This window comes from Streptomyces sp. bgisy159, assembly GCF_965341775.1.
Classification (GTDB): Bacteria; Actinomycetota; Actinomycetes; order Streptomycetales; family Streptomycetaceae; genus Streptomyces.
Genome location: NZ_CBDQZH010000067.1, coordinates 1 through 26,461, shown reverse-complemented (window position 1 = coordinate 26,461; position 26,461 = coordinate 1). Strand labels below are relative to the sequence as shown.

Genomic DNA, 26,461 nt, shown 5'->3' with positions numbered 1-26,461 from the left:
TAAGGATGCGCTGGTAGTCCACCGACAACACCGACCAGGCCAGCCCCTCACGCCACATCGGAACCTGCGACTTCGTCTTCACTGCCTCCGGCACCTGCGGCGTCTTTCCGGTCTGCTCCTCGGCGGCCGACGCGGCCCCCTCGGCCCGGGCGGGGTCCTGCCCGCTCTCGTCCACGGGGGCCAGCACCTCGCCGACCCGCGAGCAGGCGATGGCCCACTCCTTCCATTCCCGTTCGGCCACGGCCAACTCGGCCTGGACACGGTCGGCTTCCTCCCGCAGCTCGTCCACACGACGGCGAGCACCCAGCTCACGCTGTTCCAACAGCCCAACCACCGACGGCATCCACGACCTCCCGGACAGCTACAGCACGACAGGCCACAACTCCCACGGGATCGCCGATCCTATGCCCGACCAGCGGAAACGCAGTCCTCAAGTCCGGAAAGACAACAGCTTCTGAGACGCTGAGGCCCCGCTACATGGTTGTCAGGCACATCAAACACCGGCGCTTTGGCTGACTTCGATCGTGCCGGAGGCCATACAGCGTCGCGACTGTGCACTCGACGCCCCTGATTCCGAACCGGTGCACCGCCGGAAGGAGCGGGACAACCTGCTTTGCGGCGATTCACCGTCCTCGTTGGAATGCGGCTTTTCCTGCGACAAGCGAATGGTCCGTCTCCCAGCTGTAATTCAAGGAAGACGGACCATTCTCGTAGATTCCTGCTGGCGCTAAGACGGGGTATCCAGGTAAATCGAGTGACTGCGCGACGTTGCGACTCCGGGCAGGTCATGCCCGGAGCCGGAGGTCAACACTCGCACTAGATAGGTACTCCGTTCCTTTGCAAGGGCGGCCCGGTTCTTAGCGACCCGAGCTGGCGTCGTGCGTCATGCTCATTCGTCGCTCAACTCGTCGCTTGCCTCGTCGTCGTCAACGTCCCAGCCGGAAAGCATGCGCTTCCTGATCAGGTCGACCTGCACTGTCAGAGCGCCGAGCAGCTCGTAGGGGTCGATCGGCTCCGTCGTCCTGAAAGACCAGGTGAAGTCGCCGTCCTCATCCTTGCACTTGATGAGGATGAAGGCCGAGACGGCCTCCCAGTCCTCCGGCAGGGGGTGTGCCCCCATGCCGGGGAGGACTTCCCCGAGGGGGACTCTTTCGCTTTCGCTCACTTCACTTCCTTCTCGATAACTATCTGACTGGCTACTTCTTGCGCTTGTTCGGGTTTCCCCGTCGCCTCCGGTCTCCCTTTTCCCCTCCCTGGTCGCGGCCGTTACGCTTTTCCCCTCTCTCATGGCGCCCCTTCCCGGATTTACCAGTGCTCTGCTTCTTGCGCCTGTGAGCCCGCAGCCCTCTTACCTTGTTGTAGAGCCCTCGCGCTTTGTTGTAGGCCCAGCGATGGGGGCGGAACACCTGTCGGTAGTACCAGCGAACTCCCCCCACGAACTTCCTCTTGAACTTGCTCCAGCTCCACTTGCCGTCGAGGTCGTAGCGGTTGAGCGGGTCGGCGTGGGCATACTCGTAGGCGTTGAGGTTGCCACCGTAGACGGGGTCGGTGGACAGGAATCGGCCAGTGGCGGGGTTGTACAGGCGGACGCCCATCAGGGTGAGGCCAGTCAGCGTCTCACTGGACCTCTGCTCGGCGCCGAGCCAGCCGTAGCGCACCGCGGACTGGCCGGTCCTCGGGTTGCCATACTCATCCGAGTCCAAGGCGACAGGGGCCTTGCTGCTGTCCAGGGGTAGCTGGAGAGCAACGTCGCTGTGGATATTGGTCAGTTGGAGCACGGTGTCGCCAGTCTTGCTCGTGGTGGCGGCGAGGTCGCCGGAGGCAGAGTCGACGTTCCGGGTGAGAGCGCCGGTGGCGATGTCTTCCACGATCCAGCGTGGGTTGTCGCCGTCGCTGTCGTAGTGGTTGAGCTTCGACGCGGTCTGCGTCCAAGTGGTGCCGCTGCCGGTTTCGACCGTCCAGGAGCGGAAGCGCATGGCGGCATCGAGCTGCCAGGTCTGGCGCTTGCCATTCACCGTCTGCTGGTGGGCCAGATCGTTGGCGTAGTAGCCGATCGTGGCGCTGGGCAGCGCCGTAGTACGGCCGAAGGCGTCGTAAGTGTAGCCGGCGTCGACGATGCGGTCGGCGCTGTCGTACGTGGAGTTGGTTGTGGTTCCGCCCGTGGTGGGGCAGTCAGCGCCGGGGGTGCCGGTTGCGGTGGTCAGGGATGTGCGGTTCGTGCGCGCATCGAAGCCGTACGTCCGTCGTGTGCAGATCGTGTCGGACGTGTCCTCGACGGTCGTCAGGCGGCCTGTGGCGTCGTAGCCGTAGGTCTGGCCGGACCAGCCGGCGTGACGAACGACCTGGCCGTGGATGGACTCGGCCGTGGTGTCGGAATAGACGAGCGTGCCGTCACTGTCACGCGTGTAGGTACGGGCGATTGCGGATCCAGTGGTGTCCTCGTCCTGGGTGAGGGTGTAGCCGCCGGGGAGTTTCTCCGTCCTGACCGAGCCGTCAGCGTCGTACGTGGCCTGGAATGTGCCGGCGACCGAGTCGGTGGTGGAGGTGGTCAGGCCGCGCGGTTCGACTGTGTGGTCGTAGGTGTAAGTGACTGTCGACGGGGCGGTATCGGTGACCTTGACCAGGCGGTTCAGCAGGTCGTACTCGGTCGTGGTCGTGCCGCCGTCGGCGTCGGCGTAGGAGATCTGGCGGCCGAGCTTGTCATATGCCTCGGTGATCGTGCCGCCGGTCGGAGAGACCGACTTGACGGGCCTGCCCGTGGCGGGGTCGTACTCGGTGGTCGTCTCAGGGACCGCCTGGCCCACGCCGCCGCTGACGCTGACCTTGACGGGACGGCCCGCGTTGTCGTGCGTCGTGGTGGTCGTGCGCGTCACGCCATTCGCGACATCGGTGACCTTTGCCTCGTTGCCCCACCAGTCGTACTCGATGGTGGTCGTAGGCAGCGCGGTTGGGTTGGAGCCGCCGCCGGTGATCGCGCCACCCGCGGTTGTTGAGCAGACCAGGTCAGCCCACTCAGGGCGGCCGGCACAGGCGCCGGTGCCGAATGCGGACCAGTACGTGGTCACACGGGTTGCCGCGTCGGTACCGGTGGCGCCGGGCAGCAGCTGCTTGGTCACGCGGCCCTGGGCGTCGTACTCAGTCGTCTCCGTGATCGCCAGGCCGCCGGGATCCTTGATCGTCTTGGTCGGCAAGCCCTTCGCCCAGTCGTACACGGTCTGGACGGCTCGGGCTTCGCCCTGAATGGACGGGTGCTCGCGTACCTGGGCGCCGGTGGTGGTCTTGGTGATCTGGTCCTTGATCTTGGCGGTACCGTCGGTCGGTCGGTCGGCGTCGTACTCGTTGACTGTCCAGGTGCGGGCGGTGACGGAAGTGCCGGAGGGCACGAGAGTGGTGGTGCCTTGCTTCAGATCGGCCGTCAGATCGATACGGCGCAGCGGACCGTACTCCTCCAGCTCGCGCGTGCCGGTCTCGTTGTAGACCGACTTGGTCGCAAGCACGTCGGCGCGCTCCGCGTTGGTGAGCTGGGCGATGCCGAGGCCGGCTTGGGTTGCCTTGTCGGCTGTGGCCACGCCGAGGGCTACCTCCCGGTTGGCTGCCGTCAGTTCGCGGACCGTGTTGCCGAAGCGGTCGTACTCGGTCGTAGTGATGTGCCCGCCGGGCGTGGCGGTGTTGACTTCACGGCCCGAGACGCCGAGGTAGTGGACTTCAGCCCTCTTGTACTCGGCAGACGTCAGCGAGCCGCCCGCGTTCGACGAGGGCACGGAGTCCGCCGGGAAGACGGCTGTGGCGTCAATGGGGGCGTCGAGCTGGCCCCACATCTTCACATCCGTCGAGCCCATAGCGTACGGGGCGGTGGTGCCGGTCAGCGGGACGTCATAGACCACGCTGGTCGCAGCGGTGCCTTCCTCCACATCGGCGGTGCCCTGCTTCAAGCCGGAGCGCGATGCCTTGAGCAGCATGCCGTCACCGGCGGTGGCGGCGTTGCCCGCCTTGCCGTAAGTGAAGGTCCAGGGCAGCTCGCCGGGCGGGGTGAGCTTGGTGACGCGGCCCGCGCTGTCATAGTCGTACTCTGTTTTCAAAGCTGGGCTGATCTGCGGGTTCCATGCCTGGCGCAGACGGCCGCTGCCGTCGTACTGGTACATCTGGACCGACTTTGCGGTCGCCGAGGCCGCGCCCGGATCGGTAGACCACAGGCGGATCTCCTTCACCTGGCCGCTCACGTCGCCGAAGGTGCTGTCGGTGGCGGTAGTTGAGGCCGCGTAAACGTACTCCAGCACACGGCAGCCCTTGGTGGACGGATCCGTCGTGCACGCTGAGGCCGTCGCCGCCGAGGTCGGGGCGATGACCTGCTTCGGGCGAGCGAGCTTCTTGCTGTCCACCGTGATGGTCTCGGAGACCACGGTCGTCGTGGAGTTGGCTAGGCCATCCAGCAGCGTGCTGGAGACCTGCCAGGTGGTCGCGGCGGCATCGGGCTTGGTGAACTCGGTGAGGGTGCCCTCGGTGTCGGTGAGCGTGAAGCTGCCGCTCACACTGCCCTTCAGGGTCAGGTCCTCCGCGCCCGGCTCCGGGATCCATGCGGTTTTGGCCGTGTTGGCAGTGAAGTGCGTCTCCTCACCCTCCGCGCCGACGACGGCGACCGCGGTGTCGGAGATCCGGCGCAGGTGACTGTATTCGGACTCGGCAAGCTCCGCAGCGGTGCCGGAGACCCACTCCTTGCCGAAGATCGCGGCCTGGCCCTCCTGCTTGGCACCCTTGTCCGGGACGCGCGAGGACGCCGTACGGGACACCGACAAGTCGAAGCCCGAAGCGTCGGTTGCGGAGAGGGCGAAGTCACCGGTAAGCAAGTTCACACTGCCCGGTCCGACCTCGGAGGCGGCGGCACCGTCCGCGTTTCGGTCAACGACGACCGTCAGCGGCTCCGTGCTACCCGAGGCACTGTTGGGGCCGGTGAAGTCGGCTTTGATCTGGACCGATCCGTCGGGGTTGACGGTGTCCGTGGTGTTCCACACCAGCTGCGCGTTCTTGCCGTTCGTCAGTGGAACCGGCCAGGCCGTGAGCGCACTGCCGCCGGAGGTGACGGCACCGGCTGGGATCGGAGTCCAGCTGTCGGCCTCGGAGCGGCGCCAGGAGAAGGACACGCTGTCGTACGTGCCTGCGTCGGCCTCGGCTACCAACGGCAGGCGGCGTGCGGTGCGTTCGCCCGCGTCAGGCTGGACGAAGCCGCCAGGGCCGGCGTGGAAGGTGTATGCGATGGCGTCGGACTTATTGTCCGCCTTGTCCACGGACCGCACCTGGAGCGTGTGGGTGCCGTTCTTCGGCGGGGTGATGCTGATCGCCTTGTCGGCGCTGGCGCCGCCGGTGCCGACCTTGGTCCAGGTCACGCCGTCCAGCGTCCACTCCAGCCAGTTGTGGTCGGTGCCGGAGGGCGGCGTGACGGTGAACGTTCCCGCCTGGCCCGCGCCCTTGACCCAGGAGGCCGAGGGGTAGTCCGTGGAGACGATCTTCGTCGGGGCGGAGGGGGCGGTGGTGTCGACCGTGAAGGTCTTCCACGCCGACCAGCCGGTGTTGTAGTGCGTTCCGTCATAGGGCGAGGTGCGGAACTTGTACGTCTTGCCGTTGGTCAGCACCCCGGCGGGTACGGTCACCGAGGCGACTTGGCCCGAGGGCACGTACTTCGACACCAGCACATTGCCGACCTGGGTGTTGGTGGCGGAGTCGAAGATCTGGAAGGTGCCGTCGACCTTGTCGCCGTCGGCATCGACGAACGTGTCCCGCAGCGTCGGCGTGGTGGTGTTCACCATGTAGGCGCCGCCGTAGGAGAAGTACGGCGGGCCGGCCTCCTGCTTCGTGCCCGTGCGCGGACGGTAGTTGTAGTTCACCACCAGCTTCGGCGGGTTGGATGCCGCGTTCGCGGAGTTGACGCGCTTCCATTGCGCCACGACCGTCTCGTCCGAGGCACGGATGCCCATGTGGCCGCGCGTGGCCTTCGCGGAGGCCCACTCCTGCACCAGGGTGGTGACGTCGGCGTTGATCCAGCCGTCGGGCTGTGTGGAGCAGCCGGGGTTGCCGGCGGTCTCGGTGGAGGTGGCCTTCTTCGTCGTCATCGTCGGACGGTTCGTCCACCGGCTGGAGGTGGATGCCGCGCCGGAGGACCACACCTCCCACGGGTGGAACTTGCAGTCGGTGTTAGCCGAGTGGAAGTTCCACAGCGATAGCTTCGCGTCCAGGACGAGCGCGTCTTGCACGGGTGTGGTGTTCCACGAGACGAACGACTGGGCCGTGCGGGGGGTGCCGTCCGCGTTCGTCGTGCCCGGGTTGCCGAAGTCCAGCTCGGTGTCGGCGGACCAGTCGACAGTTTCCCCCTGCTGCACATAGGTGTCGAAGACGTTCGACAGGGAGGAGGTGGACGGGTCCACGGTGACCGGGTACTGGGTGTCCGGGTCGGCGAGGAACTCGGCGTCCGGGGTCACCACCAGGGCGATGGAGTTGCCCTTCTGCACCACCTTCAGGCCCACCTTGGCCCGCCGGGTGTGCTCACCGGAGCGCTCGTCGACAGTGGCGTCCCACATGACTGGCGCGGGCATGACAGCCCGTTTGTTGTTCTTGCCGTCGGTGAACAGCACACTGCCATCGGCCTGCTGGGTCGCCTTGAGCCCCTTGGCCTTCAGCGGCAGCGTGTAGGAGTAGCTGCCCTCGGCGCCCGCCACGGGGCGCTGCTTGATCTCCACGTACTGCTCGAAGCCGGTCCTGGTGGCCTCCACCACCACATCTGCACCGGGCACGGCGTTGACGTAATTCGCCCGCGTGCCCTCCAGCTTCGGCTGCGGCAGCCCGCCCTTCCACTGCAGGGTGATCTGCTCATCGCCCTCCCCGAGCGTGACCAGATCGGTTGCTGTGGCTTCACGCGCTGCCTGAAGCGACTTCGCCGGAGTGCCGGTCCGGCCTGCCAGTCGCAGCCCCTCCGGGTGCGCCTTCGGCTCGACTCCGCCATCCACCTCCCGCAGCTCAACATCGATATCGCGCCATACGTCAGTGGCCTCGTCCTTGAACCGGACGGGGCCTGCGTTGAGTTCCGTGGTAAGTGAACCATCCGGGTTCACCCACGTCGTGGAGGTCTCAGTGCGCTCGGACAGTGCCTCCACCCGCTTGCCGGATAACCGGGCAGCGACCTTCGCTGACGGGATGTCCGCCGCCTCGGCCACAGTCTTCGCTTTCGGCTGCGGGGCCGCGTCCCGCGGCCCTGTGGGGACCGCAGTTGCGACGCCCTCCAATAACGTCACTGACATCAGCGCCGCAAGCCCGGCCGCTATCCAGCGCAGGCTGCGGCTCCCCTCACGCCAGATCCACCCTCTCTCCTCGGGAGAGGGCATTTCTTCCATAGATCTCACGAATCTCATCCCTGTCGGCTCGCTGTAGAGAAGCAGTGATCGATTCGCAAGGCTAGTACGGGGTGCAACGGGACCAAGTTCAATAAGCAGGGGTAAAAGCTCACTGCATCCTCAGCTCTCATACGTAACTTTGATCACATGGCGTAGTGTCATCAATACGGAGAGAGGTATTCCGGTAGCCGCTGCATCCTGAGAGGTCCCGCTCGTGGGAGCGGCGGCGCTATCAGCCCTTGGTTGTCTCGTGCACCGTCGGCGTAGGCCAGGCGGCGAACGCGAACCGGGCCGGGCTTGCGTCGTGCTTGCCCATGCGGCAGTCGTCGCCGGACTTCCCGAGGGCGTTGTTCATGCGGGTGACGAAACGGTCGTACTGCTCGTGCCAGACGATCATCGACCCGCCGTCGTTGCAGGCGTCGAGCCGGACGAACGCGAACGCCGCGATCTCGTACGGAAGGTGATCGTGCTCCTTCCAGCACGGTGGGATGACGTGCTGCGGCTGCCAGGCGTACGTCTGGTTCAGCCAGCGGCACACCTCGTCGAGCCAGTCGTGCAGCCGCGCGAGCAACTCGGCGGACAGGGCGCCGATGTCCCACGGCGGTGGGCCGTCCAACTCCTCCGCGCTCTGAGCCGCGATGTAGTTCGTGATCAGGCCCAGCGGCTCAGGGAACGGGGCCATTCGAGCGAAGACGTTCGTGCTGGTCACGCTGCCGCCCGCTGGCTCGCCCACGCTGCGGCGTGCGCTTCGGACTGGTATCTCTTGGCCGTCAGTTGCCGAAGCCTCTCGGCTTCGTTCGCCTGGCGCAGCTCGCGCACGTGGCCCTGGATCGTGTCCCAGGAGCCCCAGGTCCACATGCCGTCGGGTCGCGTAATGACCGGGGGCAGGTTGTCCGCCAGGACAAGCGCCTGGCCTTCAGGCAGGCCCTTGATCTCGTCACTGCGCAGGACCGCCTCAAGAGCAACCTGCGTTGCCGTTGATTCGCCTCCGCGGTCGCCGCTGGTGGTGGTGCGCGTCGTGCGTACGCGCTCGACCTGCCCGCAGAGTTCGGACATGTCCTTGAGGAAGGCCGGGTCCTTGACCCCTCCGAAGACGATGACGTGGTTGGTGAAACTGGCCAGCTCGTTGGCAGTCTCGGTGTGAGAGGGCGGTATGTGACGTAGTGCCGTGTTTGTTGTCGCTGGAACGTGTGGCACAGGCGTATCGGGGCTGATCGGGGAGTCCTGCCGTGCTGGAGTGTTCCTCGTGAGCGACCGCCAGCCCTACAAGAGTGACTTGTCCGACGAGCTGCTGAGTCTCACTTCGATGTCCGGTGAAATTCTCACCTTGATGTCCTGTGCCCCTCTTCTGCTGTAGCCCTTGTCACGTGCTGATTTGTAGGAGTCTCGTCAGAATCAAGGACGACGGTCGGTGAGAAACTGAGGTGACGTCACATGCGAAAGTGCAGGACACTGAAGTGAGAATTCCGATAGCGAGTACCGTCTGACCTGCAGGTTCTTCTGGGTTGGGGGTGCGTGGGACTGGGGCCCATCGTTGGCAGTCGTCCCTGCGTGTGCAGGGCAGGAGTGGAAGTTCGACTCTCCCGACGTGGACACGAACGAGTAATAGTCCCTGCGTTCCTTGCCGCCTCTCGATATGTCCGGCAGTGGCACAGCCTTGTAGGGGGTACAGTTCACGCGCCTTCGAAGCCGCTGAAGTCCCTCACCCCCCGGGCCATTCGATCCAGGGAAAGTTCGGCACGGGCGGCTGTCTCTCCGGCCCTGTCCCCGAGCTGGTGGAAAAGGTCAGCAGCTGCCCTGAAAGAGTCCAGCATGCCTGCCCGATCTTCTCCGTTCTTCTGGGCCAGGCCCTGCAGGCTCAGTGTCGTCGCCTGGCCGGCCTGGTCCCCCAGGTCCACGAAGACGGTCAGTGCCGAGGCATGGGCCTGTAGTGCTTCCTGTGTCTGTCTCTGGGTCAAGAGGGCCGACCCCAGACCGTTCAGCGCGTTTGCAGTGCCGCGTGCGTCGCCCACGTTGCTGTAGCCGTCGAGGGCGCGTTCCAGCGCCAGCTGTGCCTCCTCCGGCCGCCCGCTGGTGTTGAGGGCGAGACCCGCGTTGAGCCAGGCACCCGCCTCAGCGTGGACGTCTCCGAGTTCGCCGTAGAGTGCGGCTGCGGCCCGATGCGCGGTGACCGCCTTCGCCGGCTCCCGCATCTCCCGATGGCACGAACCCACATTGTTGAGTACTTGGGCGAAGCGGACCACGCCTCGCTCGGGGTTGTGCAGGTCGGCCCAGGCTTTGAGGGCGAACGGCAGGACTTCGTGGGCGAGTTGGGCGTGCCCAGCGGGTGTGTCCAGGCCACGCAGGCGCGGCACGTGGTGGCGGGCCAGGGTGCGGTCGGCCGAGTAGCAGTAGTGGGTCACGGTACGCAGCGCGGCGTGAGAGAGCGCTCGGGGGCTGATCTCGTGATCACCGATGCGGACCGGTCGGGTGATGCCGAGTGCCTGGCCTGCCTTCCAGGCCGGCTGACGGGGGCTGTTGAGCCGGTTTGTGTACCGGTGACCGAGGGCGGCGTAGGCCGTGGCGTGGGCGGTCTTGCACAGCATCGTGCGCGGGAAGCGGGTAGCGGCATCCCGCGCGATGTCCTTGTTGAAGGCGAGGTAGCGGCCGCGGCGGCGGGTGCTGGCAGCGAGCAGGCCGAGCGTGCTGGTCTTCCCCGTCCCGGCGCCTGCCTGCAGGACGAGATGGTGACCGGCCCGGAAGGCATCGACAGCGTGGGCCTGTTCGTCGGTGGGCATGTGCAACAAGGGCTCCGCGAAAGAGAAAAGAAGGACCGAAGAAGGAACGGGCGCTTGCGACCGCCCGCGTCGGGGAGTTGCGCGGAAGACACGCCGTTACGGGTTGCCGGTGTGTGGTGGTGCTGACGGCTGCGCGCACAGTTGGCCACGCCGACCAGGACTTCCTCGGGCGTGTGGTCGGCGAGCAGGCCCTCGAGCCGGTCCTCCAGACGGCGGGCCCGTTTCTGCTTCTCCCGGGCGAGCGCCGCGATGATGCGCTGGCAGAGTACGTGCTGGGGACGCCCTCCCAGGACCCGCTGCGTCCCGGCGCAGGGCCCTGTCGACGGTGCGGCCGGGCGCGACGCTGAGCAGGACCCGGCCGTGCCGGCTGGGGTTGTGAGTGGTCAGGACGTCGATCGGCAAGCGCGCCCAGCCGGCGCCGCAGCACGTGCAGAACTCCGCCCGGGCTGTTCGCGCGCTGCGCCGCCATCGGCCGGCTTCGGTCAGCGCTCGCGGCCAGCCAGATGGTGCGCCAGGCGTGCCGGAGCTCGCCCTGGGTGGCGGGCCTGGGCCGGGTGATCTCGACGTCATGGAAGGGCGTCATGGGCGGACTGGCTCGTGTGCCCTGCCGGTGGAGCCTGGGCGTCGGGTGCGGGTGGGCAGGCGGTTGTGGATGTGCTCGTGGTGGGTCAGGGGGTCGAAGGGCTCCCAGTCGGCCACTGCCAGGTCGGCGGCCGTGGGGATGGCGGCGTGCCGCGGGCAGCGCTGGGCGCGCCAGCGCAGCTGCTCGCCGTCGCGTCATGCCCAGGAGTGACGGACGTCCTTCTGGCCGCCTCCGGTGCGCCACACTGGAAGGAGGCGGCCGACGCCGTCGCCCAACCCTCCCTGACCGCCGCCAAGTTGCGGGAGATCACTGGTGTACTCGCCTCCCCCTGACCCGGACACCGAGCGCCGCATGCGCGCCCACCATGCCCGAGCCGCCAAGGCCCTGGACGTACGAGTCGAGCCGGGCGGGGAGTTCTGGGGTTGGGCCGGACGCACCCTGGGTGCCCCGGCCCGCACCGCCTCCGGGCAATCAGCGTGGCTGCGGCTGGTGTCGGCTCCGGAGGACAAGGCGTCGGGGAAGCTGTGGGACGGCGCCCTAGACGCGCAGCACGCCTTCGGCGACCTCGACGGGCACCGGCCTGCACTGCTGGCCGTGCACGACGCCATCGAGGACGGCATCGCCTACCGGGCGGAGCTGTCGGCCCGCGTCGATGAGCCGGTCCTGTCCGGCGACCCGATCCTGCGCCAGGACCTGGACCTGCCCGACTCCTGGTGGGAAGCGCTCGCCGGGACGCTGGAGAAGCTCTCGGCTGCCAGCACCGACCGCGTCGCCGTGCGCGAGCAGTACATGAACCGCGCCATCCCCGAGTTCGTGGGCATCCCGGCTCCGGCCGTGACCTGCTGGACCACAGCTCACGCCGACCTGCACTGGGCGAACCTCACCGCCTCACCCCTGCGGCTGCTCGACTGGGAAGGATGGGGCCAAGCCCCCCAGGGCTTCGACTGCGCCACTCTCTACGCCTACACACTCCTCCAGCCGAACGTCGCCGCTCGCGTCCGCGCCGCCTTCCCTATCCTGGGCAGCCCGGTCGGCCTCGCCGCCGAAGCGACCGTGTGCGCCCAGCTGCTCCAGACCGTGTCCCGGGGCGACAATCTGGTCCTCGAGGACCGGCTCCGGGACTGGTCCGAGGAACTCCGCCGGCGCTGACTGGTGCGACCCGTGCAGGCACTGCAGCCGGTCTGGCGAGCAGCCGGGGAGGGCGGGCCTCGCACGTTACCGGAAGCCCGTTCACGCGCACGCGAGGTTGTCGGGGATGTTGGTCATGCCGCGTTGGGTGATCACGTAGATTCCTGGTGCGGTTTGGACGGAGTCGAGCTTGAGCAGTTCGATCTCAGTCTCGGGGTAGTTCATGGCGGGCCCCTTCCTGGCGTGGTTCTTCCTGCTCTGTGTGGGGACGAGACCTTCCAGTGCGGTGGAAGGTCAAGGGCTGGCCTGGAGGTATGCGCATTGGTGTCCTCGCCGCCGTCAGCGGGGTGACGGCGAAGACCCCTCCGGTTCTACGAGCAGGCCGGGCTGCTGCCCGCCCCGCCCCGTACCGCGGGCGGCTATCGCGACTATCCGCAGGAGACGGTGCAGCGGCTGGCGTTCGTCCGTGACGCCCGGGGCGCGGGGCTGAGCCTGGCCGAGATCCGCTCCGTGCTCGCTCTGCGTGATGCCGGCGCCTCTCCCTGCGCCCATGTCACGGCGCTCGTCGAGGCGCATCTTCAGGACATCGACCGGCGTCTGGCCGAGCTGCGCGCCACCAGGGCGGTGCTGCGGGGGCTGGCGGAGCGGGCCGCCGCGACCGATCCGGCCGACTGCACCGACGTCGAGGTGTGCCGGATCCTCGCCAGGGCGGGCGGCGCGGTTGGTGAGCGTCCTCACTGAACCGTCGGGCAGGGCCCGCCTAGCGTGAGGGCTCCCGGGACGTACCGGTCCCCGTTCAGGTAGAGGAGCAAGGTCATGCTGCGTGCGGTGTGGAACGGAACGGTGATCGCGGAGGCTCCGCGCACGGTGATCGTCGAGGGCAACCACTACTTCCCGCCCGAGTCGCTGCACCGGCAGTACCTCACGCCGAGCAGGACCAGGTCGCTGTGCTTCTGGAAAGGAGTGGCCCGCTACTACAGCCTTGAGGTCGACGGGCTGACGAATCCGAATGCCGCCTGGTACTACCCCAAGCCCAGCCCCCTGGCCCGGAAGATCAAGGACCATGTCGCGTTCTGGCAGGGCGTACGAGTCGAGGGCACGCCGGAGGCGTCGGCAGACGGCGGGCAGTGACCGAGGCGGGTCAGCGGCGGGCCAGGTGCCGGAGGGCGATGACGGCCTGCAGGGCGGCGGCCGGGCGCAGCAGGACGGGTCGGGGTCGCTCGGGCATGGTGCCGCGGCGCAGGGCGAGGCCGGTGACGGTGACGACGGGCAGCGCCCAGGCGGCGATGGCCGCCGTCCGTACGGCGGGGTTGGGTTCGTGGCGCAGGGTGAGCCACGTCCAGAACGCGGCGTCGGCGAAGGTGTCGGCGTAGTCGCCGAAGGGGGAGGTCGTGCCCTGATGACGGGCCAGGCGCCCGTCGGCGATATCAAGGCCGACCGCCAGGACGCCCGAGGCGCGGCCGGTTCCGCCGGGCAGGGCGGGAAGGTTGGCGCGCAGCAGCGTCAGGACGTCTGCCGCGGTCAGGCGGGTGCGGTGCTCCAGCAGCCCCAGGTGCGAGGCGGCGAGGACCCAGCTGGCGGCCACCCAGCGCCGCCCGGGCCGCCTGCCCCGCGCCAGCCGGTACAGGACGCCGTGCAGGGCGGTGAGCTCGGCCAATGCTCGGGGGCGGCGGACGGCCTGGAGCAGCGACCGGTGTGCGGCCTGGCCGAGGAAGCGCACGACGGCTTGCGGGACGAGGCGGTCTTCTCGCAGCTCGGCCAGCAGCGCGTTCGTCGCGGCGCGGCTGTCGGCCATCGCGGATACGGGCTCCATGCTTCTGGGTCCTCCACCACTCGGGGGTGGCGCTCAGGGTAGGGGCCGACGCGCCGGGAGGAAGGTGAGCGCGCTCACTGATCGGCGGACATGCCCGGCCTAGCGTCGTACGTGAGACAGGGACGGACGCGTGGAGAGGTCGGGCCAATGGCATGGATCGGTGCCCTGGGGGCGGTGACCGTGGCCGGCGTGGGCGCGGCGGCCGGGTATGTGGGGCTGGTGACCGGGGCACTGCCGCTGGATGTGGGGGTCGGGCGGCGCACGCGGCCGTTGGGGCCGCAGACCGTTGACATCGCGGCGCTGCGTGAGGTGGTGTTCGACGTCATCGCCCAGCCGTATCTGGGGCGGGCCACCCGAGCGATGCGCGAGAAGGTCACGGTGCTGGAACAGGGCAGCGACATGGTGCTCGCCGCCCATCGCACCCCGGTCGCGGGCGGGCGGCTGACGGCGACGACGGTGGAGACGGTGCGGTTCACCCGGCCGGAGCGGGTCGACTTCCGCCTGGTGCGCGGGCCCGTCCCGGCGGTCACCGAATCGTTCACCCTCACCGAGCACGAGTCCGGTACGCGGCTGGTCTATGAGGGCGAGCTCGCCACGGATCTGTGGCGAGCCGGGCAGTGGTGGGGCGGCCTGGTCGCCCCCCGGTGGGAAGCGACCGTCGCGGCCTCCCTGGCCGCGGCCCGGCAAGAGGCGGAGCGGCGCTCTGGTCTGAGGTGAGCGGCTCGCCGGTACCCCACGGCGGCCCGACGGACGCGGTGGAGTGCGGGCGGAGTGTCTGTTCGCACGGAGAGGGAAGGGCGGCGATGAGACATGGTGGCGCGGCCGAGCGGACTCGCCCGGCGGGCCGGGAGACAGCAGGAGCTGAGGCCGGCGCCTGAGGCGCCGGCCGCCTCCCGCGGCGCCCGGGGCCCGGTGCGGGTGCGTGATCGAGTGGGCGACTGGCTGACCAGGGCACTCACGCGGGCGGTGTTCTGCTGGCTGCCTCCTCCTCACCGTTGACCGGCCGGGTGCGGGGTCGGCCGCCCCGCTGTGGTGCGTCCGTGCCCCCGGGCGGTCAGTCGCCATGGCCGAGGTCGGCGAGGGCGTCTTCCACGGCGCGGTGGAAGGTGGGGTAGGCGAACATCATGTGCCGCAGCCGGTCGACCGGGATCTCCATCTGGATGGCCACGGCCAGGCCGTAGAGGACCTCACCCCCTGCCGGGCCGGCGGAGGTTGCCCCGATCAGGACGCCGCGGTCGGCGTCCTCGACAAGTTTGATCAGACCGTCGTTGCCGGCCTTGTGGATCCAGCCCCGTGCGGACGAGGGCACGCGCGCGGTGCCAGTGTGTACTCGCAGGCCCTGCTCGCGGGCGGCGTGTTCGGTCAGCCCGACGGAGCCGACTTCGGGGTCGGTGAAGGTGACCCTGGGCAGCGCCCGGTAGTCCGCGTCCGGTCCGGGCCGGCCGAGGATGTCGCGTACGGCGATCTCGGCCTGGTACATCGCGACATGCGTGAACAGGCCCCGTCCGGTGATGTCACCGACGCCCCAGACCCCTGGTGCGGCCCGCATCTGCCCGTCCACGGCCAGAGCGCGGGCCTGGGGGTCGAGCCCGACGCTCTCCAAGCCGAGCCCGGCCAGATGCGGCCGGCGCCCGGTGGCCACCAGCAGGTGCTGCCCGGTGATCTCCTGCCCGCCCTCCAGGGTGAGCCGGAAGGCGTCGTCCGCGTGCTGGACGCCGGTGGCGCGGGCTGCGGTGCGTACGGTGATGCCCTCCTCTTCCAGCACGTCGGCCAGCAGGGCACCGACGGCGGGTTCTTCTCCGGGGAGCAGCCGCTCCATGGCTTCGACGATGGTGACCGCGGCACCGAAGCGGGAGAACGCCTGCGCCAGCTCCACGCCGACGGCGCCGCCGCCGAGCACGAGCAGCGAGGCCGGGCGCTCCTTGACCGAGACCGCCTGCCGGTTGGTCCAGTACGGCGTGGCCTCCAGGCCGGGGACGGGTGGGACCTGCGGACGGCTGCCGGTGGCCAGCACCACCGCGCGCCGGACATGAAATGTCTGTCCGTCAGCCTCCACGCGGCCGGGGCCGGCCAGGCGGGCCTGGCTGCGGACGAAGTGGCCGCCCTTGTGGGTGAACCGGTCGACGGCCACCTGGTCGTTCCAGTCGTCGGTGGCCTCCTCGCGGATCCGCTCCGCGACCGGCGCGAAGCTGGCGGCTACCTGGACGTCTCCGGCCATGCCGGGCACGCGCCGGGCCTCGGCGAGCAGGTTGCCGGCGCGGATCATCATCTTGCTCGGGATGCACGCCCAGTACGGGCACTCCCCGCCGACCAGCTCTGCTTCCACCCCGACTACGTCCAGCCCTTCCTTGGCCAGACGCTCGGCGGCGTGCTCACCGCCGACCCCCATTCCGATCACCACGGCATCGACTTCGTGCGGTACGTGCGCCATGGGGGACCTCCTTGAACAACCGTGCCCGACGGTCACGGTCCTTGCGTATCGGGGACAGCGGGGGGTGTGGGCGCCGCCACGTCGCCGGTGCGCCTCGCGCGCGCGGTGCGGGCGGCCTGGGAGGTGCCCCAGACCAGCGTGGCGGCCAGCATCAACAGGGTGAGCGGGTAGAACATCGAGCGCAGGGGGATGAGGACCGGCAGGAGGGCGGCGGCGGTACTCGCACCGAGCACCAGCACGAAGGCCGGTACGCAGCAGGCGAAGCCGAGCAGGAACGCCGGAAGCACGGCGAGGAGCCGGGCGTAGCGGGTGCGACGGCAGGAGGCGGCCTGCCGGGCGGCGTGGGCGGTGACGGCGATGTTGCATCCCACCAGGGCGGCCACAACCGCGCCGAGCAGCAGGTTGACCGGGCTGATGAAGACCGCGAGGTGGCTGGTGGGGTGCCAGGCGAGGACCGGCTCGAACAGGTACGGCGCTCGCGCCGTGAACAGCTGATCCGGCGCGGCCCGCACGAGTGGGGCTCCGGTGAACCGGCCCGAGCCCGATACGGCGAGGTCGCCGATGGAGAACAGGTAGACCACCAGGGTGAGGGTCGCGGCGATCAGTGCGGCCCTGCGGTAGCGGCGAATGGCGAGGGCGGCACGCACCCGCCGGGGCGTGGCAGCCATCGCGGCAACGGCGGTGTCCCAGGCACCGCCCGCTGCGGCGAGTGCGATCAGCAGCCTGCTCATGTCCGCACCTGGGCATTGGGGTAGAAGGAGTACCAGGCGAACCACATGGCGTCGAGGAAGTCCGCCGGCACCCACCGGTCCCCGTCGCGCTGCAGGACGCGGGCCGTGCCCAGCTTCTCGTCCCAGCGGGCCTCCACCTGCGTGCCGCCGACGTCCGCGCGCACGATGCGGTTCGCCCTCACAAGGTCCTTGTCGATGGCCAGGCGCCCGCCACCGACCCGTACGCCGATGACCACGTGCTTGTCGTCGAAGCGGTCACTCGTGGCGAGAACGGGGAAGAGCAGGCCGCCCTTGACGTAGTAGCCACTACGACCCGGGTAGGAGCCGTAGGGGTCGCTGCCGTAGCTGCGCAGCGCGCCGGTGTCGGTGGACAGCACCTCGGTGTCGGGGTGGGCGGTGCGCCACTGTTTCCACGTGGTCCACACCAGCGGGACGGTGTCCAGCTTCGTGCCCTTGAGCGGTCCGCTGACCGCGGTGCCGAGCAGCTGGGGCCACTCGGACCCGGTCTGCCGGTCGTACATCAGCAGGTTGGAGTTGACCAGGCGACCGGTGGTGCCGAACGTCAGGCCCTGGACGCCGGGCGGGGCGGAGAATCCGATGACCGTGCCGGTCAGTGGGCAGTAGGTGACCGCGAGCGGCTCGCCGGCCACGGTGTCGTTGACGATCTCGTGCCACACCAGGACCAGCTGCGGGTACGCCCTCACCTCGCCGCGATACTCAAGACCGAAGACCGGATCGTCGTCGTCGAGGAAGCCGGCCCTGTTCGCCGGGACGAAGCGGGGCTTGTCGATAGAGGGGATGCCGTCCTTGCCCGGCCCGCCGGACACGGCGGCATCGGCGAGCGCCTCCAGCGACAGGTCCTGGCCCGGCTGCACGGCCGTCACCGGGTCCGGGCGGTCGGCGAGGGTCTGCCAGCCGATCACGCCCCCGCCCACGAGCAGGACGACGACTCCCCCGATCACGCCCGCGCCCTTGAGTACCTGCCGGCGCGGTGGGCGGGGGGACTGCTGACCGTTCACCTGGCACCTCCCGATCCCCCGGGATGCGGGCCCGCGCGGCGGCGAACACCGCCTTCGTCCTTCGATCGTGCCGGGAGCGGGAGTGGTGGTTCGGTGAGCGCGCTTACAGTTCTCGCCGCGGCTGGGAGCCTACGGTCGGATCATGGTGCTGAGGATCGTGCTCGGAACGGTGTACACGGCGATGGGCGTCGCCCAGCTCGCCTCCTTCGGGCACATGCCGCGGATTCTGTCCGCGTACGGGCTGGTGACCGGCGGCGCCACGACCGTACTGGCCGTGGCGCTGATCGCCGGGGAGCTGGTGTGCGGGATCTGGTTCCTGGCCCGCCCCCGCTCCAAGGCCCTGGCACCGGTGTGGGTGTACACGGCCGTCTCGGTGGTGTGGACGGTGCTGGCCGTGCAGGCGTACGCGCGGGGCCTGACGGTGGCCAACTGCGGCTGCTTCGGGATCTACCTCACGCAGCGGCTGAGCTGGTTCGTCCTGCTCCAGGACGCCCTGACCCTCTTCTATGCCGCCCTGCTGTTCCGCTCCGCCCGCACCACGCCCGCCCCCTCGCCAGCAGACCGATTGGAGGGGAGGGACCGTGCCGGCATCCCGTGAACATGCGGGTCTCGGTGTGGCGGCCGTGGGCGCCGCACTGCTGATGGTGGTGTGCTGCGCGGGCCCCCTGCTCCTGGCCGGCGGAGCACTCGGCGCGGTCGGCGGGATTCTGGCCAACGGGTGGCTGATCACCGTCGGCGCGGTCGTCCTCCTGGCCGGCACGGGCTACGCGCTGCGGTGCCGGATCCGTCGCCGCCGGGCGCCGGGCCGGATGACTGCTGCCCGACCGTCCCGGCCCCACCCGAGCCGCAGGCGGGCGAGACACCTGATCGTGACGACACCCGGTAAGTGAAGTCAGGCCCATTCATGGAGGAGTTCCGCGTGACCCAGGCACCCGCGCCCCGGCGCAAGACCGACCGCGACGAGGTGTTCGTGGAGTTCACCAAGTCCATCTGCCCCCTGTGCAAGACACCCGTCGACGCGCAGGTCAACATCCGCAACGACAAGGTCTATCTGCGCAAACGCTGCGGTGAGCACGGCGAGTTCGAGGCCCTGGTCTACGGGGACGCCGAGGAGTACCTGTCCTCGGCCCGGTTCAACAAGCCCGGCACGATTCCACTCGTCTTCCAGACCGAGGTGAAGGACGGCTGCCCCTCCGACTGCGGGCTGTGCCCGGAGCACAAGCAGCACGCCTGTCTGGGCATCATCGAGGTCAACACCGGCTGCAACCTGGACTGCCCGATCTGCTTCGCCGACTCCGGCCACCAGCCGGATGGCTACTCCATCACCCACGAGCAGTGCGAGCGGATGCTCGACGCCTTCGTGGCCTCGGAGGGGGAGGCGGAGGTGGTGATGTTCTCCGGTGGCGAGCCCACCATCCACAAGCACATCCTCGACTTCATCGACCTCGCCCAGACCCGCCCGATCAGGAACGTCAACCTCAACACCAACGGCATCCGCCTGGCCACCGACAAGAACTTCGTCGCCGAACTCGGCAAACGCAACCAGGTGCCGGGCAGGTCGGTGAACATCTACCTGCAGTTCGACGGCTTCGACGAGCGCACGCACCTGGAGATCCGGGGCCGTGACCTGCGCACGTTCAAACAGCGGGCACTCGACAACTGCGCCGAGGAAGGGCTGACCGTCACCCTCGTCGCGGCCATCGAGCGCGGGCTGAACGAGCACGAGCTCGGGGCGATCATCGAGTACGGCATCGACCACCCCGCGGTCCGCTCGGTGGCGTTCCAGCCGGTCACCCACTCGGGCCGGCACGTGGAGTTCGACCCGCTGAACCGGCTCACCAACCCCGACGTCATCCGCCTCATCAACGAACAACGCCCGGAATGGTTCACCAAGGGCGACTTCTTCCCCGTCCCGTGCTGCTTCCCCACCTGCCGTTCCATCACCTACCTGCTGGTGGACGGCGAACCGGGCAACCGCACCGTCGTCCCCATCCCGCGGCTGCTGAACGTCGAGGACTACCTGGACTACGTCACCAACCGGGTCATGCCCGACGCCGGGATCCGCGAGGCCCTGGAGAAACTGTGGTCGGCCTCCGCGTTCATGGGCACCGCCACGACCGAGGAGAAGCTGCGGGCTACCGCCGAGGCACTGGACTGCGCGGATGCCTGCGGTATCGACCTGCCGGAAGCGGTGAAGGACCTGAATGACAAGGCGTTCATGGTTGTCGTGCAGGACTTCCAGGACCCGTACACCCTCAACGTCAAGCAGCTGATGAAGTGCTGCGTCGAGGAGATCACCCCCGACGGGCGCCTCATCCCGTTCTGCGCGTACAACTCCGTCGGCTACCGCGAACAGGTCCGCGCGCAGATGTCCGGTGTCCCCGTCGCCCCGGTCGCGCCCAACGCGCTGCCGCTCGCCGGCCGTCTGACGGCGACACCGTACGGCTCGAAGACCGCCAGCAGCTCGGACGAGGAAGGGAAGCTCTCGTCATGAACCAGCCCAGCGGCGAGGAGCTGAAGGCGTGCTGCGCCGCGGCCTACTCCTCCGACATCGTCGCCCTGCTCCTCGGCGAGTCCTACCACCCTGGCGGCACCGCCCTGACCCGCCGCCTCGCCGACGGCCTCGGCCTGACCCCGGGTGCGCGGGTCCTCGACGTCGCCTCGGGGCGCGGCACCACCGCCCTGCTGCTGGCCGACGCGTACGGCATTGAGGTCGACGGGGTGGACTACGCACCGGCGAACACCGCCCTGGCCCAGGGTGCCGCCCAGGCCGCCGGCCTCGCAGATCGGGTGCGGTTCACCACCGGAGACGCCGAACACCTGCCGTATCCGGAGGGTGTCTTCGACGCCGTGGTGTGCGAGTGCGCCCTGTGCACCTTCCCGGACAAGGCGCGCGCGGCGGCCGAGTTCGCCCGTGTCCTTCGCCCGGGCGGGCGCCTCGGCATCACCGACGTCACCATCGATCCCACCCGGCTGCCGGCCGAGCTCACCGGCCTCGGCGCCCGGATCGCCTGCATCGCCGATGCCCGGCCGCTCCAGGACTACACCGAGATCCTGGCTGGCGCGGGCCTGCGCACGCTGCGTACCGAGCGCCACGACCAGGCGATGCTGCGGATGATCGACCAGATTGAGGCGAGGCTGAACCTGCTGCGCATGACCGCCCCGGCCCGCCTCACCGATGCCGGCGTCGACCTCGACGCCGCCCCCGCCGTCCTGGAAGCCGCCCGGGCCGCGGTCACCGACGGCGTCCTCGGCTACGCGCTGCTCATCGCCGAACGCACGCCCCAGTAGGGGGCCGGGAGGGGAGGGGCCTGCCGCCGACGGGGGTCACTTGGGCGGCAGGCTCGCCGCGAAGGCGTGCCCCTGGTCGATCCAGTCGGCCAGGGCCTGGTCCTCGGACACGGCGGAGGAGGCCACGACGACCCAGCCGCGCATCGGGCGCCCGGTGAAGTCGAAAGGCCGCGTCCCGGGCCGTGCCAGGGCCGCCTCGGTGGCGTCGGGGCCGACCCGGACCATGAGCTCGTCCCCGATCACGCCCACGGCCATGTTGCCCTCGTACAGGAACGCCAGCCCGCCGAACATCCGCTTCTGCGTGATGCCCGGATCCGCACCAAGCCGGGCCCGGATGCGTTCCGCCAGTCCTTCGTCGAACGCCATGACCGTCCTCACCCTCCCCTGCGGCTGCTCACCTGGCGCTCCAGATCCTGGAGGTCCTTGACCAGCGACGAGCGCACCTTGCGCCCCATCATCGGCCCGGCCAGCCGGTAGAGGCCGGAGGCGTCGCCGCGCACCCGGATCCGCGCGAGCGTGCCGCCGTCCGGGAGCACCTCGAAGGTGTAGGTGACGTGCATCGGCAGCGGGCCGGCGACCGAGACCATGTCCAGCAATCGCGGCGGCTCATGGGCGGCGACCTGCAGGACGTAGTCGATCCGCTTGCCGAGGAAGTACGCGGTCCGCGTCACCTCGGCCCCGACCCCGAAGCCGCCCGCATCCGCCTGCCGCGTCAGCTGCGCCGTGCGGATGCCCTGGGTCCACTCGGCGTCGTGGCGCCAGTCCATCGCGTACGCCGCCACCTGCTCACACGGCAGCGGGATCACCCGCTCCACGCTCTCGTCGATAGCCATCCGCTGCTCTCTTCCCCGGCGTCAGTTCCATGGACCCACCCGAGGCGGCCAGTGGCAAGCGGACGCCGCACGGGACTACCGGCGCGTAGGTAAGGGCGGTCACATACCTGCCCCCACCAGCCGATCTAGCGTCAGCGACGAAAGCAGGAGAACCACCCGACGAATGGGACGATCACCATGACCACAGCAGCACACCTCTCCTCCAAGACCGCTGCGATCCCGGTGCACGCCGTTTGGGGCGCTGCGGCCGGCGTCATCGGCGGCGTCGGCATGGGCATCTGGATGTCGGTCTCCCGGCCCGTCATGGACACCGCGATGATCACGATGGTGGCCGGGCTGCTGGGCTCCACCAACGCCTTCGCCGGCTGGCTGATCCACCTTTCCATCGCGCTCTTCGCCGGTACCACCTTCGGCATCGTGCTCGGCCCCCTCGCGCAGCGCCTCGCACCCGCCCTCGTCCTCGGCCTGGCCTACGGCGCGGTGTGGTGGACCATCGGCGCGCTGTGGATCATGCCCGCCAACATGGGCATGCCGGTCTTCGAATGGAACGACGTCACCTCCTCCAGCCTCGGCGCCCACCTCGTCTTCGGCCTGCTCGCCGGCGCCACGTTCGCGGGCATCGCCCAGGCAATGGGCAAGCGCACCGGCCCGGCCCGATGAGCAGCGAGGTTCCCGCGTCAAGCCCCGGCCCCGCGCTTCCTCCGCCGGGCACGGCGCTGCGCCGCATAGGCCCGGTGGACGGCGCGGTGCCCTACTGTCTGGCCAGCAGCGCCGAGGCGCTGGCCAGCCCGGCGTGGGGTGCCGCACCACCACCGTGGGCCCCTGGACGACGCGAGGAGACGCACACCATGACCGACGCCGCAGCAGGCCACGAGGAAGCGGAGCGGACCTGGTGCCTGGCCGAGGTCGATATCTTCTGCGACCTGTCCGAGCAGGAGATGGAGGCCATCGCCGCCGCGGCGCCGATGAAGACCTACCACGGCGGTGAGATCCTCTACTCGCCCACCCAGCCCTCGGAGGTGCTGTTCATCCTCAAGAAGGGCCGGGTCCGGGTCTTCAGGGTCTCCGCCGACGGCCGCGCGCTGACCACCGCGATCATTTCCCCGGGCACCATCTTCGGCGAGATGGTCCTGCTCGGACAGCACATGTACGACAACTACGCCGAAGCCCTCGACGACACCGTCGTGTGCGTGATGAGCCGTACGGACGTGAACCGGCTGCTGCTGGCCGACGCGCGGATCGCCGCCCGGATCACCGCGATCCTCGGCCGTCGCCTGGCCGACCTCGAACAGCGCCTGTCCGACAGCGTGTTCAAAACCGTCGCCCAACGTGTCGCCACCACGCTGACCACCCTGACCAGCGCCCAGCCCCCGGCAGGCCCCCTGCGCCCCGTCGGACGCCACCCGCAGATCGCCCTCACCCACGAACAGCTCGCCGCCCTCGCCGGCACTTCCCGCGAAACCTGCACCAAGGTCCTGCGCGACTACGCCGACCACGGCCTGCTCCGCCTGGCCCGCGGACGCATCACCGTCCTCGACCCCGCACGGCTCAAGGACGCCGCCGGCTGACGTCACCCATCCGTAAGGCTCCCACCCACTGCCCGCTCGAGCCGCCACGAACTACGCTCGCCAGCAGTCTCGACCCTTCAGGAGTTCTCCTTGCGTGCCCGTATCCTCCTCCCGGCCGCCGTCGCTGCCGCCCTTCTCGCTTTGACCGCATGCGGCTCGGGCGACGGCTCCGCGTCCGCCGGCGACGCGGGCGCCTCCCCCTCGAAGGCGTCTTCCCCCGCGCAGTCGCCCGTCGGCTCCCCCGACAGCGGCAGCGGGTCACAGGGTGTGAAGGTCCCCGAGGCGCTGAACTTCTCCGCCACTACCGTGGACGGCAAGCCGTTCGACGCGAAGACTCTCGCGGGCAAGCCCACCGTGCTGTGGTTCTGGGCGCCCTGGTGCCCGACGTGCAAGGGACAGGCCGCCGAGACGGCCAAGGTCGCCGCCGCCTACGAGGGCAGGGCGAACGTCGTGGGCGTCGCGGGCCTGGACACGAACGGCGCCATGCGCGCTTTCGTCTCCGACACCGGCACCGGCTCCTTCCCCCATCTGTCCGACGAGAAGGGCGAGGTGTGGAAGCGGTTCGAGATCACCCAGCAGAGCTTCTACGTGATCCTCGACCAGACCGGAAAGACCGTCTACGAGGGCGTGCTCCCCGGCGGCAAGGGGCTGGCGGACAAGGTCGCCGCCCTCACCGGCTGAACGCGCCATGAGTGATCTGCCTCTCGCTCTCGCGCTCGGCGCCGGGATGCTCGCCGCCGTCAACCCGTGCGGTTTCGCCCTGCTGCCCGCCTACCTCTCGCTGCTCGTCCTGGGCGACGACAGCCCCAGCCGCACCGTCGCCGTCGGCCGGGCGCTCGCCGCCACCGCCGCGATGACCGTCGGCTTCGCCGCCTTCTTCGGCGTCTTCGGACTCGTCATCCAGCCCGTCGCCGGCCAGGTCCAGCAGCACCTGCCCTGGTTCACCATCGCCTTCGGCCTGCTCATCACCGCCGCCGGAGCATGGCTGCTCGCCGGCCGCCAACTGCCCGCCCTGGCCCCGAAACTCCGCCGCGCCCCCGCCGTCACGCGCTCCGTGCCCTCGATGGCGCTGTTCGGCATGGCGTATGCCACCGCCTCCCTCGGCTGCACCATCGCCCCGTTCCTCGCCATCGTGGTCTCCGCCTTCCGCAGCGGCTCCACCACTGAAGGCATCGCCCTGTTCACGGCCTACGCCGCCGGGATGGGCCTGATCGTCGGCGCCGCCTCCCTGACCGTCGCCCTCACCCGCACCACCGCCGTCACCCGGCTACGCCGCCTCGGTGCGATCGCCCCGCGGCTCGGCGGCGGTCTGCTCCTCCTGGTCGGCGCCTACGTCGCCTACTACGGCTGGTACGAAATCCGCGCCCTGCGCAACCCCACCACCACCGACCCCGTCATCGACACTGCGACCGGCATCCAGCGAGCCGTTGCCGACACCCTGGACACCGCCGGTCCAGCCGTGATCGCCGTACTCTTCGCGCTCCTTCTGCTCACCACACTTGTCTTCCGGCGCCGCAGGCGCACGAGCCGGCACACCGGCTTCCAGCCGTGATCAAGGGCTCCCGGACACGAAGGAGGATCGCCTCCGGCCTCCGGCAGCGCCCACCTCGCACCGGGGCGCTCGGGCGACTGCGCCGGTGGATGCGCCAGCGGTGACAGGTGAGATCTTCAGTTGTTGCAGACCCTGCGCTGGCGCGATGAGATCCGGGATCCGGGAGACCTCGCCCACCTGGTCCCCGCTGACCCGCTCAGCGACCGGGAGCGACGGCTGGCGGGAGTGCTGGTGCAGGAAATGATCGGCGTCGACGACAGCGTGGATGACGACCGGTATGCCCACCGAGGGCAAGCACGGCGATCCGAGGTGGCCGGCCTTCGCCCGCCGCTAGGGCTTCGACCCCCGCCGCCCGGTGCAGTGGGAGGTGGAGGCGCTGGAGCCGGCCGAACTCCGGCGCCTGGTCCTCGCCGCCGTCGACCCGTACATCGACCGTGACGTCCTCGCCCGGCAGGTCGCCCGCGAGGAAGAACAACGCCGCGCCCTGGCCGCCTTCCTGGACGGCTGGGACGCGGCGGGCGGGGGAGCACCCTCGTAGTGCTGTTCCGGCGCGGGGGCGCTCAGACGGTCGGCCGGGGCCACCGCGCCTCGCCACCGTCAGCCCGGCGGCGGAGGCCGGGACAGAAGTCGCCGGCGCCTCGGTGAGGTTCTCCCGGCCACCGAGCCCATCAGGGGAAGTGGGGTGGGTAACTTTGTCGCTGAGCGTCAAGCATATTGCCACACTCTGTTACTCGGTGGTGTACTTGGCCGCCTTGGATGATCTAGGGGGTGTGGGTGCGAGCCACATGGTCGTCAGCCAGTTGTGTGTCGCCTTACGGGTGCCTGACTCATCGGGGCGCCGATGTCTGCAGCGCCGGCTGACGGCGGACGCCGAAGTCGGCGCGGCTTCGCCTATCAAGACGCGGTGACGCTTCTGGACTGCCTGGACATGCATGAGGGCATGTGGACTCAGGTCTCTTGGGAGGACCTGGAAGACATCGTCTGTAGAAACGGTGACGCGCCCGCATACCGCCAGGTGAAGACCATCGAGGAAGCCGGTAAGCGGCACAGTGTCGCCAAAGTGTGTACACCGGACATTCCGAAGAAGCCAGAGACGAGCTACCTGGGAAAGCTGTTCCTCGGGAAACCCCTCCCAGTCGGGACTCGGTTCACCTTCATCGTCAACGAGAGTCCGCAGGCCGACTTCCATGCGTTCGTCGTCGATCGCGGACAGCAGCGTGGTCCTGTCCCGTCGCAGATTCGTGATGACATCATTGTTCGGCTCAAAGGCGTGGATCTTCCCGAAGGCCGCGACATCGGCTGGTGCGTCGACCGTCTAGTACTGCAGCCGCAGTTGCTGTGACGGTCGGTCTGGCT

Annotated in this window: 27 protein-coding genes and 2 pseudogenes; 15 read left to right on the top strand and 14 right to left on the bottom strand. The window is 69.2% G+C overall.

Annotated features, from left to right (window positions below; all coding sequences use genetic code 11):
• The 7 genes and pseudogenes from ACSLTV_RS34335 to ACSLTV_RS34305 all read right to left on the bottom strand — a co-directional run.
• Positions 1-343, bottom strand: a pseudogene (locus ACSLTV_RS34335) (hypothetical protein); the annotation flags it as partial.
• A gap of 546 nt (positions 344-889) precedes the next feature.
• A complete protein-coding gene (locus tag ACSLTV_RS34330) occupies positions 890-1,165 on the bottom strand; it encodes a hypothetical protein (RefSeq protein WP_432158698.1) in 276 nt (91 codons plus the stop codon).
• Positions 1,166-1,196: 31 nt separating this feature from the next.
• Entirely contained in the window at positions 1,197-7,286 is a 6,090-nt protein-coding gene (locus ACSLTV_RS34325) for a DNRLRE domain-containing protein (protein WP_432158710.1), read from the bottom strand.
• Positions 7,287-7,611: 325 nt separating this feature from the next.
• Positions 7,612-8,061: a hypothetical protein gene (locus tag ACSLTV_RS34320; RefSeq protein ID WP_435613556.1), complete on the bottom strand. Its 450-nt coding sequence runs from the start codon at positions 8,059-8,061 to the stop codon at positions 7,612-7,614.
• Positions 8,062-8,084: 23 nt separating this feature from the next.
• Positions 8,085-8,576, bottom strand: a complete 492-nt coding sequence (locus tag ACSLTV_RS34315; RefSeq protein WP_432158700.1) for a TraM recognition domain-containing protein — start codon at positions 8,574-8,576, stop codon at positions 8,085-8,087.
• Positions 8,577-9,052: 476 nt separating this feature from the next.
• On the bottom strand, positions 9,053-9,622 hold the full coding sequence (locus ACSLTV_RS34310) for a tetratricopeptide repeat protein (protein ID WP_432158711.1): 570 nt from the start codon (positions 9,620-9,622) through the stop codon (positions 9,053-9,055).
• Positions 9,611-10,162: pseudogene (locus ACSLTV_RS34305) on the bottom strand (DNA helicase); the annotation flags it as partial. The gene ACSLTV_RS34310 and the pseudogene ACSLTV_RS34305, both read right to left, overlap by 12 nt.
• A 783-nt stretch (positions 10,163-10,945) precedes the next feature.
• On the opposite strand from ACSLTV_RS34305, the gene ACSLTV_RS34300 reads away from it, so the two are divergent.
• Positions 10,946-11,071: a hypothetical protein gene (locus ACSLTV_RS34300; protein WP_432158701.1), complete on the top strand. Its 126-nt coding sequence runs from the start codon at positions 10,946-10,948 to the stop codon at positions 11,069-11,071.
• A 19-nt stretch (positions 11,072-11,090) separates the two neighbouring features.
• On the top strand, positions 11,091-11,888 hold the full coding sequence (locus ACSLTV_RS34295; protein ID WP_435613555.1) for a hypothetical protein: 798 nt from the start codon (positions 11,091-11,093) through the stop codon (positions 11,886-11,888).
• 81 nt (positions 11,889-11,969) lie between these two features.
• Here the strand turns inward: ACSLTV_RS34295 and ACSLTV_RS34290 are convergent, their stop codons facing one another.
• Positions 11,970-12,092 carry a hypothetical protein gene (locus ACSLTV_RS34290; protein WP_384941262.1) on the bottom strand — a complete coding sequence of 41 codons (123 nt, stop codon included), beginning with the start codon at positions 12,090-12,092 and terminating at the stop codon, positions 11,970-11,972.
• Positions 12,093-12,254: 162 nt separating this feature from the next.
• On the opposite strand from ACSLTV_RS34290, the gene ACSLTV_RS34285 reads away from it, so the two are divergent.
• The gene (locus ACSLTV_RS34285) at positions 12,255-12,608 is read left to right on the top strand and encodes a MerR family DNA-binding protein (protein ID WP_384941321.1); all 354 of its coding nucleotides are present in this window, start codon (positions 12,255-12,257) and stop codon (positions 12,606-12,608) included.
• Between the two features lie 75 nt (positions 12,609-12,683).
• Complete coding sequence (locus ACSLTV_RS34280; RefSeq protein ID WP_432158703.1) at positions 12,684-12,998, top strand: DUF427 domain-containing protein; 315 nt, start codon at positions 12,684-12,686, stop codon at positions 12,996-12,998.
• Between the two features lie 10 nt (positions 12,999-13,008).
• On the opposite strand, the gene ACSLTV_RS34275 is transcribed toward ACSLTV_RS34280, so the two are convergent.
• The gene (locus ACSLTV_RS34275; protein ID WP_384941258.1) at positions 13,009-13,680 is read right to left on the bottom strand and encodes a CDP-alcohol phosphatidyltransferase family protein; all 672 of its coding nucleotides are present in this window, start codon (positions 13,678-13,680) and stop codon (positions 13,009-13,011) included.
• 147 nt (positions 13,681-13,827) lie between these two features.
• Between ACSLTV_RS34275 and ACSLTV_RS34270 the strand changes: the two genes are divergently transcribed.
• A complete protein-coding gene (locus ACSLTV_RS34270; RefSeq protein ID WP_435613554.1) occupies positions 13,828-14,397 on the top strand; it encodes an SRPBCC family protein in 570 nt (189 codons plus the stop codon).
• 337 nt (positions 14,398-14,734) lie between these two features.
• Here the strand turns inward: ACSLTV_RS34270 and ACSLTV_RS34265 are convergent, their stop codons facing one another.
• From ACSLTV_RS34265 to ACSLTV_RS34255, 3 genes are read right to left on the bottom strand one after another with little or no spacing between them, the layout of a single operon-like run.
• Complete coding sequence (locus ACSLTV_RS34265; protein WP_384941254.1) at positions 14,735-16,111, bottom strand: dihydrolipoyl dehydrogenase family protein; 1,377 nt, start codon at positions 16,109-16,111, stop codon at positions 14,735-14,737.
• 32 nt (positions 16,112-16,143) lie between these two features.
• Positions 16,144-16,842, bottom strand: a complete 699-nt coding sequence (locus ACSLTV_RS34260) for a hypothetical protein (protein WP_384941252.1) — start codon at positions 16,840-16,842, stop codon at positions 16,144-16,146.
• Entirely contained in the window at positions 16,839-17,861 is a 1,023-nt protein-coding gene (locus ACSLTV_RS34255) for a DUF3179 domain-containing protein (protein WP_435613553.1), read from the bottom strand. Before ACSLTV_RS34255 ends, ACSLTV_RS34260 begins: the two co-directional genes overlap by 4 nt.
• A gap of 142 nt (positions 17,862-18,003) precedes the next feature.
• Between ACSLTV_RS34255 and ACSLTV_RS34250 the strand changes: the two genes are divergently transcribed.
• Genes ACSLTV_RS34250 through ACSLTV_RS34235 form a run of 4 tightly spaced genes read left to right on the top strand, consistent with a single transcriptional unit; the run spans position 18,004 to position 21,152 of the window.
• A complete protein-coding gene (locus tag ACSLTV_RS34250) occupies positions 18,004-18,459 on the top strand; it encodes a MauE/DoxX family redox-associated membrane protein (RefSeq protein ID WP_435613552.1) in 456 nt (151 codons plus the stop codon).
• Positions 18,443-18,751 carry a hypothetical protein gene (locus tag ACSLTV_RS34245; protein ID WP_384941246.1) on the top strand — a complete coding sequence of 103 codons (309 nt, stop codon included), beginning with the start codon at positions 18,443-18,445 and terminating at the stop codon, positions 18,749-18,751. Before ACSLTV_RS34250 ends, ACSLTV_RS34245 begins: the two co-directional genes overlap by 17 nt.
• A gap of 29 nt (positions 18,752-18,780) precedes the next feature.
• Positions 18,781-20,355 (top strand): radical SAM protein, encoded by a 1,575-nt coding sequence (locus tag ACSLTV_RS34240; protein WP_384941244.1) that lies wholly within the window; start codon positions 18,781-18,783, stop codon positions 20,353-20,355.
• Complete coding sequence (locus ACSLTV_RS34235) at positions 20,352-21,152, top strand: class I SAM-dependent methyltransferase (RefSeq protein WP_384941243.1); 801 nt, start codon at positions 20,352-20,354, stop codon at positions 21,150-21,152. Before ACSLTV_RS34240 ends, ACSLTV_RS34235 begins: the two co-directional genes overlap by 4 nt.
• Before the next feature lie 36 nt (positions 21,153-21,188).
• Here the strand turns inward: ACSLTV_RS34235 and ACSLTV_RS34230 are convergent, their stop codons facing one another.
• Together ACSLTV_RS34230 and ACSLTV_RS34225 are read right to left on the bottom strand one after the other, a co-directional pair.
• On the bottom strand, positions 21,189-21,518 hold the full coding sequence (locus ACSLTV_RS34230; protein ID WP_384941241.1) for a TfoX/Sxy family protein: 330 nt from the start codon (positions 21,516-21,518) through the stop codon (positions 21,189-21,191).
• Between the two features lie 8 nt (positions 21,519-21,526).
• Positions 21,527-21,985 carry an SRPBCC family protein gene (locus ACSLTV_RS34225; protein WP_384941239.1) on the bottom strand — a complete coding sequence of 153 codons (459 nt, stop codon included), beginning with the start codon at positions 21,983-21,985 and terminating at the stop codon, positions 21,527-21,529.
• A gap of 177 nt (positions 21,986-22,162) precedes the next feature.
• On the opposite strand from ACSLTV_RS34225, the gene ACSLTV_RS34220 reads away from it, so the two are divergent.
• The 6 genes from ACSLTV_RS34220 (at position 22,163) to ACSLTV_RS34195 (ending at position 26,447) form a co-directional block, all read left to right on the top strand.
• On the top strand, positions 22,163-22,645 hold the full coding sequence (locus tag ACSLTV_RS34220) for a hypothetical protein (protein ID WP_432158705.1): 483 nt from the start codon (positions 22,163-22,165) through the stop codon (positions 22,643-22,645).
• A 188-nt stretch (positions 22,646-22,833) separates the two neighbouring features.
• On the top strand, positions 22,834-23,553 hold the full coding sequence (locus ACSLTV_RS34215; protein ID WP_432158706.1) for a Crp/Fnr family transcriptional regulator: 720 nt from the start codon (positions 22,834-22,836) through the stop codon (positions 23,551-23,553).
• A 90-nt stretch (positions 23,554-23,643) separates the two neighbouring features.
• The gene (locus tag ACSLTV_RS34210) at positions 23,644-24,234 is read left to right on the top strand and encodes a redoxin domain-containing protein (RefSeq protein ID WP_384941234.1); all 591 of its coding nucleotides are present in this window, start codon (positions 23,644-23,646) and stop codon (positions 24,232-24,234) included.
• A 7-nt stretch (positions 24,235-24,241) separates the two neighbouring features.
• A complete protein-coding gene (locus tag ACSLTV_RS34205; RefSeq protein WP_384941232.1) occupies positions 24,242-25,105 on the top strand; it encodes a cytochrome c biogenesis CcdA family protein in 864 nt (287 codons plus the stop codon).
• 355 nt (positions 25,106-25,460) lie between these two features.
• Positions 25,461-25,643 carry a hypothetical protein gene (locus ACSLTV_RS34200; RefSeq protein ID WP_384941230.1) on the top strand — a complete coding sequence of 61 codons (183 nt, stop codon included), beginning with the start codon at positions 25,461-25,463 and terminating at the stop codon, positions 25,641-25,643.
• A gap of 303 nt (positions 25,644-25,946) precedes the next feature.
• A complete protein-coding gene (locus ACSLTV_RS34195; protein WP_435613551.1) occupies positions 25,947-26,447 on the top strand; it encodes a dsDNA nuclease domain-containing protein in 501 nt (166 codons plus the stop codon).
• Positions 26,448-26,461: the final 14 nt, after the last annotated feature.

What these genes read in the sequence shown, in the direction of transcription:
- ACSLTV_RS34325 (WP_432158710.1), bottom strand. Translation starts at nt 7,286, where the DNA reads ATGTCAGTGACGTTATTGGAGGGCGTCGCAACTGCGGTCCCCACAGGG.
- ACSLTV_RS34320 (WP_435613556.1), bottom strand. Translation starts at nt 8,061, where the DNA reads ATGGCCCCGTTCCCTGAGCCGCTGGGCCTGATCACGAACTACATCGCG.
- ACSLTV_RS34295 (WP_435613555.1), top strand. Translation starts at nt 11,091, where the DNA reads ATGCGCGCCCACCATGCCCGAGCCGCCAAGGCCCTGGACGTACGAGTC.
- ACSLTV_RS34290 (WP_384941262.1), bottom strand. Translation starts at nt 12,092, where the DNA reads ATGAACTACCCCGAGACTGAGATCGAACTGCTCAAGCTCGACTCCGTC.
- ACSLTV_RS34280 (WP_432158703.1), top strand. Translation starts at nt 12,684, where the DNA reads ATGCTGCGTGCGGTGTGGAACGGAACGGTGATCGCGGAGGCTCCGCGC.
- ACSLTV_RS34275 (WP_384941258.1), bottom strand. Translation starts at nt 13,680, where the DNA reads ATGGAGCCCGTATCCGCGATGGCCGACAGCCGCGCCGCGACGAACGCG.
- ACSLTV_RS34270 (WP_435613554.1), top strand. Translation starts at nt 13,828, where the DNA reads ATGGCATGGATCGGTGCCCTGGGGGCGGTGACCGTGGCCGGCGTGGGC.
- ACSLTV_RS34265 (WP_384941254.1), bottom strand. Translation starts at nt 16,111, where the DNA reads ATGGCGCACGTACCGCACGAAGTCGATGCCGTGGTGATCGGAATGGGG.
- ACSLTV_RS34260 (WP_384941252.1), bottom strand. Translation starts at nt 16,842, where the DNA reads ATGAGCAGGCTGCTGATCGCACTCGCCGCAGCGGGCGGTGCCTGGGAC.
- ACSLTV_RS34250 (WP_435613552.1), top strand. Translation starts at nt 18,004, where the DNA reads ATGGTGCTGAGGATCGTGCTCGGAACGGTGTACACGGCGATGGGCGTC.
- ACSLTV_RS34235 (WP_384941243.1), top strand. Translation starts at nt 20,352, where the DNA reads ATGAACCAGCCCAGCGGCGAGGAGCTGAAGGCGTGCTGCGCCGCGGCC.
- ACSLTV_RS34230 (WP_384941241.1), bottom strand. Translation starts at nt 21,518, where the DNA reads ATGGCGTTCGACGAAGGACTGGCGGAACGCATCCGGGCCCGGCTTGGT.
- ACSLTV_RS34225 (WP_384941239.1), bottom strand. Translation starts at nt 21,985, where the DNA reads ATGGCTATCGACGAGAGCGTGGAGCGGGTGATCCCGCTGCCGTGTGAG.
- ACSLTV_RS34220 (WP_432158705.1), top strand. Translation starts at nt 22,163, where the DNA reads ATGACCACAGCAGCACACCTCTCCTCCAAGACCGCTGCGATCCCGGTG.
- ACSLTV_RS34215 (WP_432158706.1), top strand. Translation starts at nt 22,834, where the DNA reads ATGACCGACGCCGCAGCAGGCCACGAGGAAGCGGAGCGGACCTGGTGC.
- ACSLTV_RS34205 (WP_384941232.1), top strand. Translation starts at nt 24,242, where the DNA reads ATGAGTGATCTGCCTCTCGCTCTCGCGCTCGGCGCCGGGATGCTCGCC.
- ACSLTV_RS34195 (WP_435613551.1), top strand. Translation starts at nt 25,947, where the DNA reads ATGTCTGCAGCGCCGGCTGACGGCGGACGCCGAAGTCGGCGCGGCTTC.